Source organism: Aquamicrobium soli, assembly GCF_042646345.1.
Taxonomy (GTDB): Bacteria; Pseudomonadota; Alphaproteobacteria; order Rhizobiales; family Rhizobiaceae; genus Mesorhizobium; species Mesorhizobium soli_A.
The window spans coordinates 25,223-41,647 of sequence record NZ_JBHRTK010000010.1 but is presented as its reverse complement, the minus strand read 5'-3'; the positions used below and the strand labels follow the sequence as shown (position 1 = coordinate 41,647).

Sequence of the window (16,425 nt, the reverse complement as noted above, 5' to 3'; positions counted from 1 at the left end):
ACCTGAAGGGTGCGCGACGTCGAAGGAATGGAAATTGCATCGTACAACCACCAAACTCGCCATGACGGTCATGCTGGGCCTGGCGGCCGCCCACCCCGCCGCGAGCCAGGGCCTGAGCCAGGGGCCGGGCGGGGAAAAGGCCATCGAGGGGATCGTCGGCGATTCCGACATCCGCCAGGAAAAGACCACCGCCTCGGCGGAAGAGAAGCGAGTGCTCGCCGCCATCGACAAGACCGCCGACAACATCAGCACCGTGCGCAAGCTGACGGCCGCCAGGCAGGTCGACATCGTCTTCCTCGCCGACGCGGTGCCTGCGGAGGGCGGGCCGCCGCCGGCGATCGAGCGCAAGCTCAAGGAGCACCAGAGCGACGTCCTCGTCCTTCGTCAGGAAGTCGAAGGCAATGCGCTTCTGTTCCACGCCATCGATTCAAAGCGGGTGATGATGAAGGATATACTGGCCGTCGAGTTCCCGGACCCGGAAACGGTGATCGTCTATGCGGCGTCCCGGCCGGCGGGCTGAAGCGCGCCGTTCGTGGGGCGAAAGCGGGACCGGGTGGAGCGCGGGGCCTTGCGGTCGTTTGACGGCGGTGCTTCCATGATCGACATATCGCTTGTTGCCACGTGTCGTTTCCGTTTCTATAGAGAAACCATGTGATGGCTCACCGGCAACCGGCGGAGGGCGGTGACGGCACAGCCCGAGCGGGGACGAGGCAAGGCCTTCGGTGCCGGTATGCAGGTGGGAAAGGAACCGAATGGCTGACGCGCTGACGACGGATATCATTGCGAAGATCAAGGCGCATGCCGAACCGGGCGGCGAGGAGATCACGGCCGCGACCGAACTGACAGCACTGGGCATCCATTCGCTCGAATTGACCGAGATCATCTTCGACCTCGAGGAAGACTATGGCATCGAGATCGAGATGAACACGGTCGATGCCTGGGCCAACCTGAAGAATGTCGGCGACATCGTTGCGGCCGTTCGCGCCCTGATCGCAAAGAAAGCCTGAGCGAACCGCCCATGCGCAACCGCGTCGTGATTACCGGCCTTGGCGGCATCTGCGGCCTTGGCACCAATGCCTCGGCCATATGGGACGGACTGCGCTCCGGCCGCTCCGCCATCGGCGAGGTCACCACCCACGACCTGCACAACCTGAAGGTCAAGGTCGGCTGCGAGGTCAAGGAGATGCCGGACCACGGCATTCCCCACAGGCAGACCGTTTCCATGGACCGCTTCAGCCTGCTCGCGGTGATCGCCGCGCGCGAGGCGATGCGCCAGTCGGGCCTGGTCGAGGGCGATGCCGACAGCTACCGGATGGGCGCCGTCGTCGGCGTCGGCATCTGCGGCTGGGAGGCGATCGAGGAGAATTACCGGGCGCTGCTGCTGGAGGGTAAGAACCGCGCCGGCATCTTCACCGTGCCGAAGGTCATGCCGGGAGCGCCGGCGGGGCAGGTCAGCATGGATCTCGGACTGCGCGGGCCGACCTTCGGCGTCACCTCCGCCTGTTCGTCAGCCAATCATGCCATCGCCTCGGCGGTGGACCAGATCAGGCTCGGCCGCGCCGACGTGATGCTGGCGGGCGGCACCGATGCGCCGCTTTCCTGGGGCGTGCTCAAGGCCTGGGAAGCATTGCGCGTGCTGGCGCCCGATACCTGCCGGCCATTCTCCGCCGACCGCCAGGGGCTGGTGCTGGGCGAGGGCGCGGGCATGGCGGTGCTGGAAAGCTTCGACCACGCCACGGCGCGCGGCGCCGAGATTCTCGGCGAGATCGCCGGCGTCGGCTTTTCCGCCGATGCTTCCGACATCGTCGCGCCGACCGTCGAGGGACCGGAAAACGCCATGCGCGCCTGCCTGGCCGACGCCGGCCTGAACCCGGAGGACGTGGACTACCTCAACGCCCACGGCACCGGCACCAAGGCCAACGACATGATCGAGACCAAGGCCGTCAAGCGGGTCTTCGGCTCCTATGTGAAGGACCTGTCGGTCTCCTCGACCAAGTCCATGCATGCCCATTGTCTCGGCGCTTCCGGCGCGCTGGAGATGATCGCCTGCGTCAACGCCATTCGCGAGGGCATCGTGCCGCCCACGGCCAACTACCGCGAGCCGGACCCGGAATGCGATCTGGACATCACGCCGAACACGCCGCGCGAGCGCCAGGTAAAGGTCGCCCTCAGCAACGCCTTCGCCTTTGGCGGCACCAACGCGGTGCTGGCCTTCAAGGGCGTTTAGAGCCCTTCCAGCAAAAGCGTGAAACGGTTTTGCGTCCGGAAATGCGGCTAAAGAGATGCGGCTGGCTGAGAAGCGGAGAATCGTCTGTGACGGCAACGCCTAGTGAGGTCGGGCGCGCCACCTCGTCCCATTGAAGCCAGCGGCCGCCGCGCCTAGATCGGCTGCATCGTTAAGATTGCTGGAGCCTGCCATGACCGACCTGTCCGCTTTTCCCATCACCAGGCGGTGGCCGGCAAAACAGCCCGATCTCCTCCAGCTCTATTCGGCGACGACGCCCAACGGGGTGAAGGTTTCGATCCTGCTCGAAGAACTCGGCCTGCCCTACGAGGCCCATTACGTCGATATCGGCAAGGACCAGAGCTGGACGCCCGAGTTCCTTTCGCTCAACCCGAACGGCAAGATTCCGGCGATCATCGATCCCGACGGTCCGGGCGGAAAGCCGCTCGGCCTGTTCGAGTCCGGCGCGATCCTGCTCTATCTCGCCGAGAAGACGGGGAAATTCATCCCGGCCGATCCCGCGCGCCGCTATGAAACCATCCAGTGGGTTTTCTTCCAGATGGCCGGCATCGGGCCGATGTTCGGCCAGGTCGGCTTCTTCCACAAGTTTGCCGGCCGCGAGATTGCCGACAAGCGGCCGCTGGAGCGCTACCGCGTCGAATCGCGCCGCCTGATCGGCGTCCTGGAAACCCGCCTTGCCAGCCGCCAGTGGATCATGGACGACGAGTACACCATCGCCGACATTTCGATGCTCGGCTGGGTGCGCAACCTGATCGGCCTCTACGGCGCGCGCGAACTGGTCGGCTTCGACGATTTCGGCCAGGTTGCCGCCTGGCTGGAACGCGGCCTTGCCCGCCCCGCCGTGCAGCGCGGCCTTGCGATCCCGGCCAAAGTCTGACGCTCAGCCGGGATCGCCGACGATCATGTCGGCGGTGCGCCGGCGCGCCAGCACGCGTTCGATGTTGGGCATGTCGTTGGACGAAATCCAGGCGCGGGCGTCCTCGTCGCTGCGGCCATGCTCGCGCCAGCGCTGCATCAGCCGCCGCTCCAGTTCGGCGCGCCGCACATCGACGAAGATGGTGAAGTCGAACAGCGGCGCCAGCCGCGACCAGGGTTCCTCGTCGAGTAGCAGGTAGTTGCCTTCGACCAGCACGAACTTCGTGTCCTTCGAGACGATGGCAGCGCCGGCCCGCGACAGTTCCATGCTGCGGTCGAAGACGGGGATGGCGATTTCCGGCTCGCTGGCGCGGATGCGCTTCAGCAGCGCCTCGAAACCGGCGAAGTCGAAGGTTTCAGGCGCGCCCTTGCGGGGGCGCAGGCCACGCGCCACCAGGATGGCGTCGTCATAGTGGAAGCCGTCCATAGGCACGACTTCCGTCTGCCCTTCAGGCAAAAGTTCATGCAGCGCCGACGACAGCGTCGACTTGCCTGCACCCGGCGGGCCGGCAATGGCCACGACGATGCGTTCCGATTTGCCTGCGCGCTTGAAGATGGCGGCGGCGATGTGGGCGATCTCGGACATGGGGTACCCCAGGTTCTTCGCGGCGATGGTGCCGGCGAACTGGCATTATTCCAAACGCCATGGGGAGTGAAAAGGTTCAATCGGTCCGCAGAAAATCGCTGTCGAACGGGATTGCGTGTTCAGACCCGTCGGGCAGGGCGAGGCGAAGGCGGCCGGATTCGCTGGCGACATCCTCAGGCGGCTCGCCGCCGGCAAGGGGACATGCCCCGATCACCTGGCGGAACGCGACATGGCCGCCGAGGTCGAACGCGGTCGCCACGCCTTCCTTTTTCAGCCAGTTGTCGCCGATCGAGGCGGCGTGGCCGATGGCCGTGCGGCCGTCCTCGATGCCGAGCACGCCGAGATGGCGGCCGCTCCACGGCGCATAGTCGCGCCCGCCGTTCGAGATCCACAGCATGGTGACCGGCAGCTCGGCCGGGTTCTTGAGCACCAGCACCAGGTCGGCTTCCGCCTTGCGCGCGACCGCTGTCCAGCCCGGCCCGCCATGGTCGGCCTCGACCAGCGTGACGAAGTCCTCCCGGTGCTGCTCGGCGCGGTAGTCCCGCAGGTCGGTGGTGCCGCCCTCGGCGATCGGGAACCGCGACAGGTCGGCGGAACGCCCCGGATAAGCGAGCAGGTAGCGCCCGCGCGCCGGATCGGGTTCCAGCGGGTCGGCCGGTGTCGCGGCGAGGCGCTTGGGCGAAAACGCCAGTCGCCCGCCTTCGCGCATGACCGTCATCGCGTGGTGGGCGACGGAAATCGCCCCGGCTCCGCCGAAAAAGGCGTGTTCCTGGTAGAGGAAGGGGTGGTGGTCGCGCAGGGTCAGGGTTTTTTCCACCACCGCGCCCATCACCGTGCGGCGCAGGCGAAAGCGCGCGCGCCAGCCATCGGCGGTGGCCGTGCTGTCCATCACGTCCCAGCCGCTATTGGCCGGCCAGCCATGCAGCGGGGCTTCCTCGACATCGCTACGCGAAAACGGCGCGCACAGGAAATCGCCGGAAAGCCGCACCACCCCGTCGGGAAGGTTGGGCGGCAGCCGGTCGGCCGGCTCGCCGAGCCACGGCGCGCGGTGCAGCGGCTTGAGGGTGCGGCCCCCGGCCTCGATCCGCAGCTCGGCGATATGGCCGACGGCGAGGTCGAGCGTTACCGAAATGCCTTTTGCGGCGAATGTGATCTGGTCCATCTCGGCCACCGTCGATTCGTCAGCCCGAAGCAAAGCGTCCCGGTAGACGGCGCGCAAGGGCCCGGCGGGATTGTGCGGTGGACGGCGGCCTCGCCAAATGGACGCGGCCATCCGCTTGCTGTAGACACGCTGGACCTTGCCAACCGCGAATCTCGAAACAGACTAGCCTTGCGCCTCCCTGCCTTCTTCCGCAAATGTCTTGTCCTCGTCGCCCTGCTGGGGCTCGTCGCCGGCTGCACGACGATGACGCCGCCCGAGCAGGTGCTGGCGGTTCCGGCCACGCCCGGGAAATACGCCGCCATCGTCGTCGATGCCCGAACCGGCAAGCAACTGTTCGAGGTGAACTCGACGGCGCAGCGTTATCCCGCCTCGCTGACCAAGATGATGACGCTCTATCTGGTGTTCGAGGCGATGGACGCCGGCCGCATCGCCAGAGACACGCAGCTTCCGGTCTCGGCCCATGCCGCTTCGCAGCCGCCGACCAAGATGCGCCTGAAGCCCGGCGAGACGATCGACGTCGATACCGCGATCCGGGCGCTGGCGGTGAAGTCGGCCAACGACGTGGCCGTGGTGGTGGCGGAATATCTCGGCGGCAGCGAGGAAGGGTTTGCCGCCGCGATGACGGCGAAGGCGCGCCAGATCGGCATGCGCGACACCGTCTTCCGCAACGCTTCCGGCCTGCCTGACGACGGCCAGCACACCACGGCGCGCGACATGGCGGTGCTGGGCATGGCGCTGCGCCAGCGCTTCCCGCACCATTATCACTATTTCTCCGACGGGGACTTCATGTTCCGCGGCAAGCTGGTGCGCGGCCATAACGATATGCTTGGCCGGGTCCGCGGCGTCGACGGCATCAAGACCGGCTATATCCGTGCTTCGGGCTTCAACATCGTCACGTCCTACGATGCCGACGGCCGGCGCCTCGTCGTCGTGGTGATGGGGGCCGACAGCGCGCGCCAGCGCAACGCCCATGCCGAAGCCCTGTTGCAGCGGGCGCTCACGGGTTCGCCGGGAAATGCTCGGGTGGTCTTCGCCGATCAGCCGCTCTGATCGGTGTCGCGCCGGCCGGCCGGCGTGTCGGCGATGTCCATGAGCGCGGAGACGAGCGTCTGGCGTTCTTCCTGCGTAAGGACATCGGAATCGAAAAGGTTCATGCTGCGCAGCCCCTCTATCGCCAGGTAGCTGACCAAGAGGGCTTTCTTGTCCGGCGTCTGCGCCTTCAGGCGCTCGAACAGCTGGCGACGGAAAGCCTTGATCGGCTTGAGGAAATCCGGGTCTTCCGCGATGGCCGAGAATATCCATGAGGGCGAGGGCTTGGTTTCCTCGCATTCCCTCGCCGCCAGCCGGATATAGGTCGAAAGCAGGCTCTCGCCGGCCGTCTCGTTGGCGCGCGCGTCCTCCAGCGCCTGTTCGAACTCGCTGAGGTAGCGCTCCACCAGCCCCTGCATCAGCTTGGCCTTGGTGGGAAAATTGTATAGCAATCCGCCCTTGGACACGCCGGCGCGCACGGCGATGGCCTCGAGCGAAAGGCTGCCGGGACCGGCCTCGCGCGCCACGGCCACGGCGGCGGCAAGGATTTTCTCGCGCGAGTTGGGTTTGGATCTTGTCAGCTTCATTGCGTTCTCCGGCTCGGTTGTACCTAAACCCAATTGACAAGACCGTCCAGACGGTACAGTAAGCGCCGGAGATTCCAGCCTGGCGGGCTGCGACGAGCCGTGCCCGCATTTTTGCCACTGTTACTATTGCGCCCTAGGGGACTGTCCGTGATCAAGCGCTTTATCATTGCCCTTATCCTGCTCGTGTTGATCGGCGGCGGCATCGTCGGCTTCAACCTCTTCCGCGAAAACGCCATCAAGCAGTATTTCGCCACCATGAAGCCGCCGGCGGCGACGGTCTCGACGGTCGTCGTCAAGCCGGCCGACTGGACGCCGGGCATCGAGGCGATCGGCACGGTGAGCGCGGTGCGCGGCGTCGACCTCACGGTGGAAACGGCCGGTATCGTCAAGGACGTCCTGTTCAGCGCCAACCAGAAGGTGGATGCCGGCGCGGTGCTGGTGCAGATGGACGACGCGGTGCAGCGCGCCGACCTCGAGGCGCAGAAGGCGCAGGCGGCGCTCGACCAGGTCGCGCTCAAGCGTGCCCTCGAACTGCAGCGGCGCGGCGTCGGCTCGGACGTCACGCTGGACAATGCGCGCGCGGCCGCTTCCGCTTCCGAATCGCAGGTCAACAAGCTTCAGGCCATTCTCGACCAAAAGCAGCTCAAGGCTCCCTTCGCCGGCACCGCCGGCATCCCGCAGATCGACCTCGGCCAGTATCTCGCGCCCGGCACCGTCGTGGTGACGTTGCAGGACCTGGAGACGATGCGCGTCGATTTCACGGTGCCGGAACAGCAGCTTCCGCTGTTGAAGATCGGCCAGACGGTGCGCATCGGCATCGGCAATGGCGAGATGCCCTATGCGGGCGCCATCCGCGGCATCAACCCGAAGATCGACCCCTCGAGCCGGCTGGTTTCGGTGCGGGCCGAGGTCGACAATCCCGAAGGCAAGCTTTCTCCCGGCCAGTTCGTTCAGGTCCGTGTCGAGCTGCCGGAACAGAAGGGCGTGCTGGCGGTGCCGCAGACGGCGCTGACGACCAGCCTTTACGGCGATTACATCTATGTGGTGCAGCCGGCGAAGCCGGCCGAGAAGCCTGCAGCGGAGGCGGAGAAGCCCGCAGCCGACGCCGGCAAGCCGGCCGCCGACGCCGAGAAGAAGCCGGAAGCGGATGCGGTCAAGCCTGCCGCGCCAGCCGAAGGCGAGCAGCCCGCTCTGGTGCTGTCGCAGGTCTTCGTCACGCCCGGCCGCCGCGACGGCAACCTCGTCGAGATCGTGAAGGGCGTGTCCGAGGGTGACGAAGTCGTCACCGCCGGCCAGAACCGCCTGTTCAACGGCATGTCCGTCCACGTCGACAACACCATCGACCCGACCAAGCTCGCCAACCCGCAGGCGCCCGCCCAATGAGTATCTCAGATCTCTTCATTCGCCGGCCGGTCCTGTCGACCGTGCTTGCCTGTCTGATCCTGCTTCTCGGCTTCCAGGGCATCTTCAACCTGTCGATCCGGCAGTACCCGAAGGTGGACGAGACGGCGATCACCATCACCACGGTGTATCCGGGCGCCAGCGCCGACCTGATCCAGGGCTTCATTTCGGCCCCGATCGCGCGCGCCGTTTCCTCGACCGAGAACGTCGACTACGTCACGTCGCAGAGCCGGCCTTCCTCGAGCACGGTCACCGTGCAGATGAAGCTCGGATCCGACCCCGACGTGGCGCTGACGGAAGTGCTGTCCAAGGTGCAGGGCGTGCGCGGCACGCTGCCGACCGAGGCCAAGGACCCGGTCATCGTCAAGGGCACCGGCCAGCAGTTCGCGATGATGTATCTGTCGATGCAGAATCCGAACATGACGCCCGAGCAGCTCACCGAATATATCGAGCGCGTGGTGCGGCCGCGCATGACGACGGTCGAGGGCGTCGCCGACGTGCAGATCTTCGGCGCGGCCGACTATTCGATGCGCGTCTGGATCGATCCGGTGCGGCTGGCCGCGCGCGGCGTGACGGCGACCGACGTGCTCAACGCCATCAACAGCTCGAACTTCCTGTCGGCCCCCGGCAAGACCGAGAACAAATATGTGACCTCCTCGATCACCGTGCGCTCGACGCTGCAGACGCCCGAGGCGTTCTCGCAGCTTCCGCTGCGCTCGCAGGACGGCAAGGTGGTGCGGCTGCGCGACGTGGCGAATGTGGAACTCGCCGCCGAAAGCACGGACACAAGGGTCAACTTCAACGGCAAGCCGGGCACCTTCCTGGCGATCTTCCCGACGCCGGCCGCCAACCCGCTGAGCACGGCGGAGGCCATCCACAAGATCGTGCCCTCGATCCAGGAATCGCTGCCGAAGGGCATGACGATCGAGATCGTCTACGACTCGACCGAACAGATTTCGGCCTCGATCGACGAGGTGTTCAAGACCATCGGCGAAGCGGTTGCGATCGTCGTGGTGGTGATCCTGCTGTTCCTCGGTTCGTTCCGGTCCGTGGCGATGCCGATCGTCACCATACCGCTGTCGCTGATCGGCGTCTGCTTCTTGCTCTATACGGTCGGCTATTCGATCAACCTGTTGTCGCTGCTGGCCATGGTGCTCGCCATCGGCCTTGTCGTCGACGACGCGATCGTGGTGGTGGAGAACATCCACCGCCACATCGAGGAAGACGGCATGGCGCCGATGCAGGCGGCCTTCAGCGGCATGCGCGAGATCGCTTCGGCCATTATCGCCATGACGATGACGCTGGCCGCCGTGTTCGCGCCGCTGGCCTTCACCGGCGGCCTCACCGGCGCGCTGTTCCGCGAATTCGCCATGACGCTCGCCGGCGCGGTCGTGCTGTCGGGCCTGGTCGCCATCACCATCACGCCGATGATGTCGGCCCGCCTGCTCAAGAAGGGCTCGCAAAGCCGCTTCCAGCGCATCGTGGACGGCACCTTCGAGCGCGTCGAGCACATCTACGAGAAGCTGGTCGCCGGCTCGCTGAAATACCGCCCGGTGACGCTGTTGATCGTCCTGGTGCTGGTGGCGCTGACCGGCTTCATGTTCACCAAGACCTCCAGCGAACTGGCGCCGGAAGAGGACCAGGGCTTCCTGCTGTCGCTGGTCACCGCGCCGCGCTACGCGACCTCGGACTATACCGAGACCTACGTCAACCAGATCCTCGGTCTGGTCCATGACGTGCCGGAGACCCGCGCGCTGTTCGCCGCTACCGCCTTCGGCGGCGCGACCGACCAGGCCTTCGTCGGCTTCGCGTTCAAGGACTGGGCCGAGCGCGACCGTTCGCAAAAGGAACTCCAGGCCGACATCCAGGGCCGTCTGGCCAAGGTCGCCGGCGTCGAGGCCTTCGTGTTCGCCCCGCCGACGCTGCCCGGTTCCGGCGGCGGCCTGCCGATTTCCATGGTGGTCCGCTCGACCGGCGGCGCCGACGAGGTGTTCCAGGCCGCCGAGCAGATCAAGCAGAAGGCGCAGGCTTCGGGCCGCTTCATCGTCGTGCAGAACTCGATGTCGTTTGACGCCCCGCAGGTGACGGTCACGATCGACCGCGACCGGGCGGCCGCGCTCAACATCCCGATCAGCGATATCGGCCGCACGCTCACCCTGCTGGTGGGCGGCGCGGAAGTGGCGCAGTTCGACCGCGATTCCAACAGCTACGACATCATCCCGCAGGTGCCGCAGGAGTTCCGCAACAACCCGGAGAAGCTGGGCAACTATTTCGTGCGCAGTTCGACGGGAGCCATGGTGCCGCTGTCTTCCGTGGTGAAGGTTTCCACCAACGCCTCGCCGGCGGCGATCGAGCAGTTCAACCAGTTGAACTCGGCGACCATCTCGGCCCTGCCGGTGCCCGGCGTCACCACCGGTGACGGCCTCAAGACGCTGGAGGACCTGGCCAACCAGACGCTCTCCGACACCTTCTTCGTCGACTATTCCGGCCAGTCCCGGCAGGAAAAGGAGCAGGGCAACACCATCCTGATCGCCTTCGCCGCGGCCATCCTCGTCATCTACCTGGTGCTGGCGGCGCAGTTCGAGAGCTTCCGCGATCCGCTGATCATCATGATGGCGGTGCCGCTGTCGATCTTCGGCGCCATCGTGCCGCTCAACCTGGGGCTGGGGACGCTTAACATCTACACGCAGGTGGGCCTGATCACGCTGATCGGCCTGATTACCAAGCACGGCATCCTGCTGGTGGAATTCGCCAACCAGCAGCGGGAAGTGAATGGCCTGCGAAGGCGCGACGCCATCGTGGCTTCGGCCAAGGTGCGCCTCAGGCCGATCCTGATGACCACGGCGGCGATGGCGCTGGGCGTGGTGCCGCTGATCACTTCCAGCGGCGCGGGTGCGGCGGCGCGCTATTCGATGGGCCTGGTGATCTTCACGGGCATCCTCATCGGCACCATGTTCACGCTGTTCGTCGTGCCGATGTTCTATACGTTCATCGCCAGCAAGGACGTGCCGCTACATGCCGAAAAGCCTGACCCGGCGCTAATGCCGGCGCCGCTGGACTGACCCCGGCCTGAAGCCTTCGAAGGGCGGCGGAGCGATCCGCCGCCCTTCGCTTTTCCAGGGGTCCGGGATGCCGGCGCTTCAGCCTCGCGCCGCCGCCTCGATCGCGGCGACGTCGATCTTGACCATCTTCATCATCGCCTGCATGACGCGGGCGGCCTTGGCCTTGTCCGGGTCGTTGAGCAGCCGTGGCAGGATTTCCGGCACGATCTGCCAGGAAACCCCGTAGCGGTCCTTCAGCCAACTACAGGCGATGCCCTTGCCGCGGTCGCCGATCAGCTTGTCCCAGTAATGGTCGACCTCGGCCTGGTCCTTGCAGTCCACGGAAAGCGATATGGCGTGGTTGAACGGGTCTTCCTGGTTGCCGTTCAGCGCTTGGAACGACTGGCCGAACAACTCGAAATTCACCATCACGACGCCGCCGGAGGATCGGACCTCGACGTCGTCGCTGCGCAGCACGCTTCCCTTCTTCGCGCCGGGGAAAATCGAGACGTAGAAATCGACGGCCTCCTCGGCCTCGTTGCGAAACCACAGGCATGGGCTGATCTTCTGCATTGTCTTGCTCCTCGCTGGTCGTGTCGGTCGGTTCCGGCAGGCTTGCGGGCCGGCTTGCTTGCTTCTGCTGATGGCTCCCCACTGTGGCGTATCGCAAAAACGTGGCAAGACCATGCGAGCGCGTATATAACGCCTGCGGCTCCCTTTTTTGGTTTTCCGTGTCGCTGCGGCACGGCGTTTGGATCGAGGAAAATTTCATGCCTGCCTATCGTTCACGCACCACCACCCATGGCCGCAACATGGCCGGCGCCCGCGGCCTGTGGCGCGCCACGGGCATGAAGGACAGCGATTTCGGCAAGCCGATCATCGCGGTCGTGAATTCGTTCACCCAGTTCGTGCCGGGGCACGTGCACCTGAAGGACCTCGGCCAGCTCGTGGCGCGCGAGATCGAGAAGGCGGGTGGCGTCGCCAAGGAGTTCAACACCATCGCCGTCGACGACGGCATCGCCATGGGCCACGACGGCATGCTCTATTCGCTGCCGTCGCGCGAAATCATCGCCGACTCGGTCGAATACATGGTCAACGCGCATTGCGCCGACGCCATGGTCTGCATCTCCAACTGCGACAAGATCACCCCCGGCATGCTGAACGCCGCGATGCGCCTCAACATTCCCGCCGTGTTCGTTTCCGGCGGGCCGATGGAAGCGGGCAAGGTCGTGCTTTCCGGCAAGAAGCAGGCGCTCGACCTGGTCGATGCCATGGTGGCGGCGGCCGACGACAAGATTTCCGACGACGACGTCAAGGTGATCGAGCGTTCGGCCTGCCCGACCTGCGGCTCCTGCTCGGGCATGTTCACCGCCAATTCCATGAACTGCCTGACCGAGGCGCTCGGCCTGTCGCTGCCGGGCAACGGTTCGACGCTCGCCACCCATGCCGACCGCGAGCGCCTGTTCGTTGAGGCGGGCCATCTGATCGTCGACCTTGCCCAGCGCTATTACGAGCAGGGCGACGAGACGGCCTTGCCGCGCGCGATCGCCTCCAAGGGCGCGTTCGAGAACGCCATGACGCTGGATATCGCCATGGGCGGCTCCACCAACACGGTGCTGCACATCCTTGCCGCCGCGCACGAGGCCGGCGTCGATTTCACGCTGGCCGACATCGACCGGCTGTCGCGCCGCGTGCCTTGCCTGTGCAAGGTGGCGCCAGCCAAGGCCGACGTGCACATGGAGGACGTGCACCGCGCCGGCGGCATCTATGCGATCCTCGGCCAGCTGGACCGGGCCGGCCTGATCAAGCGCGACCTGCCGACCGTGCATACCGCGACGCTCGGGCAAGCCATCGAGCATTGGGACGTGTCGCGCACCCATAGCCAGAAGGTGCGCGACTTCTACCTTGCCGCACCCGGCGGCGTGCCCTCGCAGGTGGCGTTCAGCCAGGACCGGCGCTGGGACGACCTCGACCTCGACCGCGAGAAGGGCGTGATCCGCAGCGCCGAGCATCCGTTCTCCAAGGACGGCGGCCTGGCGGTGCTGAAGGGCAACATCGCGCTCGACGGCTGCATCGTGAAGACGGCGGGCGTCGATGAATCGATCCTCAAGTTCAAGGGACCTGCGGTGGTGTTCGAAAGCCAGGACGCGGCGGTGAAGGGCATTCTCGGCAACGCCGTGAAGGCCGGCGACGTCGTCGTCATTCGCTACGAGGGGCCGCGCGGCGGCCCGGGCATGCAGGAAATGCTCTATCCGACCAGCTACCTGAAATCGAAGGGGCTGGGCAAGGAGTGCGCGCTGCTGACCGACGGACGCTTCTCCGGCGGCACGTCGGGCCTGTCCATCGGCCACGCCTCGCCGGAAGCGGCGCTCGGCGGCGCGATCGGACTGGTGCGCGACGGCGATATCATCGAGATCGATATTCCGAACCGTACCATCAACCTGGCGGTGCCGGAGGCGGAACTCGAAGCGCGCCGCGCCGCGCAGGACAAGGCCGGCTGGAAGCCGGCCGAGCCGCGCAAGCGCAACGTCACCCAGGCGCTGCGCGCCTACGCCGCCTTCGCCACCAGCGCCGACAAGGGCGCGGTGCGCCACGTTCCGGAGTGAAAAAGGGCTGAGGCACAGCGCGCTGGATTTACCCCATCCCTGACCCCTCCCCTCAAGGGGAGGGGGATTGCGCACCGCGCTTCCGCTTCCCCCCGCTTGAGGGGAGGGGTCAGGGGTGGGGGTACTGAAGCCCACGAGCGCCCGCACATACTGGCGGCGCCAAAATGGGGAGACGGGAAAAATGAGCTTCGACATCATCGTTGCTGGCGGCACCCTGCCGGACGGGCGCGTGGCCGATATCGGCATCAAGGGCGAGACGATCACGGCGATCGAACCAAAGATCGAGGCCGAGGCCGGCACCGTCGTCGAGGCTTCCGGCGATCTCGTCTCTCCGCCCTTCGTCGACCCGCATTTCCATATGGACGCGACGCTGTCCTACGGCATCCCGCGTATCAACGCGTCGGGCACGCTGCTGGAAGGCATTGCGCTGTGGGGCGAACTGAAGCCGCTGCTCACCCATGAGGCGGTGAAGGAACGCGCGCTGGCCTATTGCGACTGGGCGGTATCGATGGGCCTGCTCGCCATCCGCACCCATGTCGACGTCTGCGACGACCGCCTGCTGGCGGTCGAGGCGCTGCTGGAGGTCAAGAAGGAGGTTGCTCCCTATATCGACCTGCAACTGGTGGCCTTCCCGCAGGACGGCTTCTACCGCTCGGCGACCGCGCGCGAGAATACCATCCGCGCGCTGGACAAGGGCGTCGAGATCGTCGGCGGCATTCCGCATTTCGAGCGCACCATGGCCGACGGCACCCGCTCGGTGGCGGAACTGTGCGAGATTGCTGCAAAGCGCGGCCTGATGGTCGACATGCATTGCGACGAGAGCGACGATCCGCATTCGCGCCATATCGAGCAACTGGCCTATGAGACGCAGCGCCTCGGCCTGCAGGGCAGGGTGGCCGGCTCGCACCTCACCTCCATGCACTCCATGGACAATTACTACGTCTCCAAGCTGCTGCCGCTGATCGCCGAGGCCGACCTTTCGGTGATCCCCAATCCGCTCATCAACATGATGCTGCAGGGCCGCCACGACACCTATCCGAAGCGGCGCGGTCTCACCCGCGTGCCGGAAATGCTGAAGCTCGGCATCCGCGTCGGCTGGGGCCAGGACTGCGTGCTCGACCCGTGGTATTCGCTGGGCACGGCCGACATGCTCGACGTCGCCTTCATGGGGCTGCACGCCGCCCAGATGTCGAGCCCCGCCGACATGGCGCGCTGCTTCGACATGGTGACCAACGTCAACGCCGCCATCATGGGGCTCGATCATCTCGGGCTCGCGGTCGGCAAGCGCGCCAGCCTCGTCGTGCTGGACGCCGGCAACGCCATCGAGGCGGTGCGGCTCAGGCCAGACCGGCTTTGCGTCGTCGCGCGCGGCAGGGTGGTCTCGCGGCGCGAAAAGCGCGACGCCGCCCTGTCGCTGCCGTCGCGGCCGGCAAGCGTCAATCGCCGGCACAAGGCGTAGGCGGCGCCGATATAAGTTTTGCCACGATCGGGCGCTATCGCAGCGCTGATATGGCTTCACGACCGGTGCGGAGGCATCGAAAATGCGTGCGGTTTCTTCCCTTGCCGTCGCCGTCCTCGCCCTCACGCTGTCTGGCTGCGTGACCGCAGAGGAGCAGCGCGCCGCCGACGAGGCGACGTGCCGGTCTTACGGGTTCCGGCATGACAACGACGCCTTCGCCGAATGCCTGCAGCGCATCGAACTCGACCGCCGCGCGGACCTGCGCGCGATGCAGAGCTACGACCCGTTCTGGGGGCCGCCCGTCATCTACCGGCCGATAATCGTGCGGCCGCCACGGCACCGGCCGTCGTAACCAAGCCTGCGCCAATCGAATTTCCTCGCTAATGCTGTGCTGTCCGGCTAAAGCGCGCCATCGGCGGTGTGCGGACTTGGGCAGGACCCGTTCATTCTGTGAGATGCAGCATCGATGACCTCGGTCACTCAAATTCCAGTCCGTAACGTGCTTGTCGTCGGCATCCTGCTGATGTTGGCGGGCGACTTCATGTTCGCGCTCAACGACGCCATGGGCAAATGGCTGGTCGCCTCCTTCTCGGTCGGGCAGGTGGTGCTGATCCGCTCGATCGGCGCGTTCGTCGTCCTCGGGCCGATGCTGGCCCGGCAGGGCAGCGCCAAGCTGTTCCATATGGAGCGGCGCGACCTGCAGTTCCTGCGCGTGCTGGCCATGACGCTGGACACGATGCTCTTCTACGCCGCCGTGGTCTATCTGCCGCTTGCCGATGTCATGAGCTTCTACATGGCCGGGCCGATCTATGTCGCGGCGCTGTCGCACCTCCTGCTTGGCGAGAAGGTCGGCTGGCGGCGCTGGACGGCGATCCTCGTCGGTTTCTGCGGCGTGCTGATCATGCTGAAGCCGTCGTCCTCGGCGTTTTCGCTGCCGTCGATCTTCGCCTTGGTCGGCAGCCTGTCCTTTGCCTTCGGCATCGTCCTCAACCGCCGGCTGCGCGGCACCAGCGACACCTCGCTGGTCACCTGGCAGACGGTCGGCACGCTGGTAGCCGGCGGCGTGCTGACCATCGGCACATGGCAGACGCCGACCGCCTTCGATGTCGGCGCCATGGCCCTTCTCGGCATCGTCTCCTGCGTCGCCCATCTCCTGATCACGCGCGCCCTCAAGCTGGCGCCCGCCTCGACGCTGGCGCCGCTGCACTACACGCTGCTGTTGTGGGCGATCGTCTTCGGCCTGATCTTCTTCGGCGACGTGCCCGGCCCGCGTATCCTGATCGGCGCCGGCGTCGTCGTGCTCGCCGGCTTGTTCATCTTCCACCGCCAGAACACGGTGGCGACGGTGCCGCCGGAGAACGTGCCCAAGGGCGTCAGCTAGAGGCAGACGCGAG

Annotated in this window: 15 protein-coding genes; 11 read left to right on the top strand and 4 right to left on the bottom strand. The window is 66.1% G+C overall.

Annotation, left to right across the window (positions count from 1 at the left end; all coding sequences use genetic code 11):
* The first annotated feature begins 34 nt into the window (after positions 1 to 34).
* From ACFOHJ_RS08085 to ACFOHJ_RS08070, 4 genes are all read left to right on the top strand, one after another.
* Positions 35 to 520: a hypothetical protein gene (locus ACFOHJ_RS08085; RefSeq protein WP_378219982.1), complete on the top strand. Its 486-nt coding sequence runs from the start codon at positions 35 to 37 to the stop codon at positions 518 to 520.
* Between the two features lie 232 nt (positions 521 to 752).
* Entirely contained in the window at positions 753 to 1,007 is a 255-nt protein-coding gene (locus ACFOHJ_RS08080; RefSeq protein ID WP_378219981.1) for an acyl carrier protein, read from the top strand.
* A gap of 11 nt (positions 1,008 to 1,018) precedes the next feature.
* On the top strand, positions 1,019 to 2,227 hold the full coding sequence (locus ACFOHJ_RS08075) for a beta-ketoacyl-[acyl-carrier-protein] synthase family protein (protein WP_378219980.1): 1,209 nt from the start codon (positions 1,019 to 1,021) through the stop codon (positions 2,225 to 2,227).
* A 190-nt stretch (positions 2,228 to 2,417) separates the two neighbouring features.
* Positions 2,418 to 3,122, top strand: a complete 705-nt coding sequence (locus ACFOHJ_RS08070; RefSeq protein WP_378219979.1) for a glutathione S-transferase N-terminal domain-containing protein — start codon at positions 2,418 to 2,420, stop codon at positions 3,120 to 3,122.
* A gap of 3 nt (positions 3,123 to 3,125) precedes the next feature.
* Here ACFOHJ_RS08070 and ACFOHJ_RS08065 read toward each other — a convergent pair whose 3' ends face one another.
* Together ACFOHJ_RS08065 and ACFOHJ_RS08060 are read right to left on the bottom strand one after the other, a co-directional pair.
* Positions 3,126 to 3,746 carry a nucleoside triphosphate hydrolase gene (locus ACFOHJ_RS08065; RefSeq protein ID WP_378219978.1) on the bottom strand — a complete coding sequence of 207 codons (621 nt, stop codon included), beginning with the start codon at positions 3,744 to 3,746 and terminating at the stop codon, positions 3,126 to 3,128.
* 76 nt (positions 3,747 to 3,822) lie between these two features.
* On the bottom strand, positions 3,823 to 4,908 hold the full coding sequence (locus ACFOHJ_RS08060; RefSeq protein ID WP_378219977.1) for a hypothetical protein: 1,086 nt from the start codon (positions 4,906 to 4,908) through the stop codon (positions 3,823 to 3,825).
* Between the two features lie 168 nt (positions 4,909 to 5,076).
* Here ACFOHJ_RS08060 and ACFOHJ_RS08055 point away from each other — a divergent pair, with 168 nt between their 5' ends.
* Positions 5,077 to 5,958 carry a D-alanyl-D-alanine carboxypeptidase family protein gene (locus tag ACFOHJ_RS08055; RefSeq protein ID WP_378219976.1) on the top strand — a complete coding sequence of 294 codons (882 nt, stop codon included), beginning with the start codon at positions 5,077 to 5,079 and terminating at the stop codon, positions 5,956 to 5,958.
* On the opposite strand, the gene ACFOHJ_RS08050 is transcribed toward ACFOHJ_RS08055, so the two are convergent.
* Positions 5,946 to 6,524 carry a TetR/AcrR family transcriptional regulator gene (locus tag ACFOHJ_RS08050; RefSeq protein WP_378219975.1) on the bottom strand — a complete coding sequence of 193 codons (579 nt, stop codon included), beginning with the start codon at positions 6,522 to 6,524 and terminating at the stop codon, positions 5,946 to 5,948. The genes ACFOHJ_RS08055 and ACFOHJ_RS08050 overlap by 13 nt on opposite strands.
* Before the next feature lie 147 nt (positions 6,525 to 6,671).
* Here ACFOHJ_RS08050 and ACFOHJ_RS08045 point away from each other — a divergent pair, with 147 nt between their 5' ends.
* A complete protein-coding gene (locus tag ACFOHJ_RS08045; protein WP_378219974.1) occupies positions 6,672 to 7,907 on the top strand; it encodes an efflux RND transporter periplasmic adaptor subunit in 1,236 nt (411 codons plus the stop codon).
* Positions 7,904 to 10,987, top strand: a complete 3,084-nt coding sequence (locus tag ACFOHJ_RS08040) for an efflux RND transporter permease subunit (protein WP_378219973.1) — start codon at positions 7,904 to 7,906, stop codon at positions 10,985 to 10,987. The genes ACFOHJ_RS08045 and ACFOHJ_RS08040 overlap by 4 nt, the downstream gene beginning before the upstream one ends.
* A 78-nt stretch (positions 10,988 to 11,065) precedes the next feature.
* Here ACFOHJ_RS08040 and ACFOHJ_RS08035 read toward each other — a convergent pair whose 3' ends face one another.
* Positions 11,066 to 11,539 carry a VOC family protein gene (locus ACFOHJ_RS08035; RefSeq protein WP_378219972.1) on the bottom strand — a complete coding sequence of 158 codons (474 nt, stop codon included), beginning with the start codon at positions 11,537 to 11,539 and terminating at the stop codon, positions 11,066 to 11,068.
* Positions 11,540 to 11,736: 197 nt separating this feature from the next.
* On the opposite strand from ACFOHJ_RS08035, the gene ilvD reads away from it, so the two are divergent.
* From ilvD to ACFOHJ_RS08015, 4 genes are all read left to right on the top strand, one after another.
* Positions 11,737 to 13,572 (top strand): dihydroxy-acid dehydratase, encoded by a 1,836-nt coding sequence (ilvD, locus tag ACFOHJ_RS08030; protein ID WP_378219971.1) that lies wholly within the window; start codon positions 11,737 to 11,739, stop codon positions 13,570 to 13,572.
* A 181-nt stretch (positions 13,573 to 13,753) separates the two neighbouring features.
* Positions 13,754 to 15,031: an amidohydrolase family protein gene (locus ACFOHJ_RS08025; protein WP_378219970.1), complete on the top strand. Its 1,278-nt coding sequence runs from the start codon at positions 13,754 to 13,756 to the stop codon at positions 15,029 to 15,031.
* Between the two features lie 82 nt (positions 15,032 to 15,113).
* The gene (locus ACFOHJ_RS08020) at positions 15,114 to 15,383 is read left to right on the top strand and encodes a hypothetical protein (RefSeq protein ID WP_378219969.1); all 270 of its coding nucleotides are present in this window, start codon (positions 15,114 to 15,116) and stop codon (positions 15,381 to 15,383) included.
* Between the two features lie 114 nt (positions 15,384 to 15,497).
* Positions 15,498 to 16,412, top strand: coding sequence for a DMT family transporter (locus ACFOHJ_RS08015; protein ID WP_378219968.1), 915 nt, complete (start codon positions 15,498 to 15,500; stop codon positions 16,410 to 16,412).
* The last annotated feature ends 13 nt before the right edge of the window (positions 16,413 to 16,425 follow it).

Bases quoted from the DNA above. Each gene is read 5' to 3' on its own strand.
- ACFOHJ_RS08080 (WP_378219981.1), top strand. From the start codon at position 753: ATGGCTGACGCGCTGACGACGGATATCATTGCGAAGATCAAGGCGCAT.
- ACFOHJ_RS08075 (WP_378219980.1), top strand. From the start codon at position 1,019: ATGCGCAACCGCGTCGTGATTACCGGCCTTGGCGGCATCTGCGGCCTT.
- ACFOHJ_RS08070 (WP_378219979.1), top strand. From the start codon at position 2,418: ATGACCGACCTGTCCGCTTTTCCCATCACCAGGCGGTGGCCGGCAAAA.
- ACFOHJ_RS08065 (WP_378219978.1), bottom strand. From the start codon at position 3,746: ATGTCCGAGATCGCCCACATCGCCGCCGCCATCTTCAAGCGCGCAGGC.
- ACFOHJ_RS08060 (WP_378219977.1), bottom strand. From the start codon at position 4,908: ATGGACCAGATCACATTCGCCGCAAAAGGCATTTCGGTAACGCTCGAC.
- ACFOHJ_RS08050 (WP_378219975.1), bottom strand. From the start codon at position 6,524: ATGAAGCTGACAAGATCCAAACCCAACTCGCGCGAGAAAATCCTTGCC.
- ACFOHJ_RS08040 (WP_378219973.1), top strand. From the start codon at position 7,904: ATGAGTATCTCAGATCTCTTCATTCGCCGGCCGGTCCTGTCGACCGTG.
- ACFOHJ_RS08035 (WP_378219972.1), bottom strand. From the start codon at position 11,539: ATGCAGAAGATCAGCCCATGCCTGTGGTTTCGCAACGAGGCCGAGGAG.
- ilvD (WP_378219971.1), top strand. From the start codon at position 11,737: ATGCCTGCCTATCGTTCACGCACCACCACCCATGGCCGCAACATGGCC.
- ACFOHJ_RS08025 (WP_378219970.1), top strand. From the start codon at position 13,754: ATGAGCTTCGACATCATCGTTGCTGGCGGCACCCTGCCGGACGGGCGC.
- ACFOHJ_RS08020 (WP_378219969.1), top strand. From the start codon at position 15,114: ATGCGTGCGGTTTCTTCCCTTGCCGTCGCCGTCCTCGCCCTCACGCTG.
- ACFOHJ_RS08015 (WP_378219968.1), top strand. From the start codon at position 15,498: ATGACCTCGGTCACTCAAATTCCAGTCCGTAACGTGCTTGTCGTCGGC.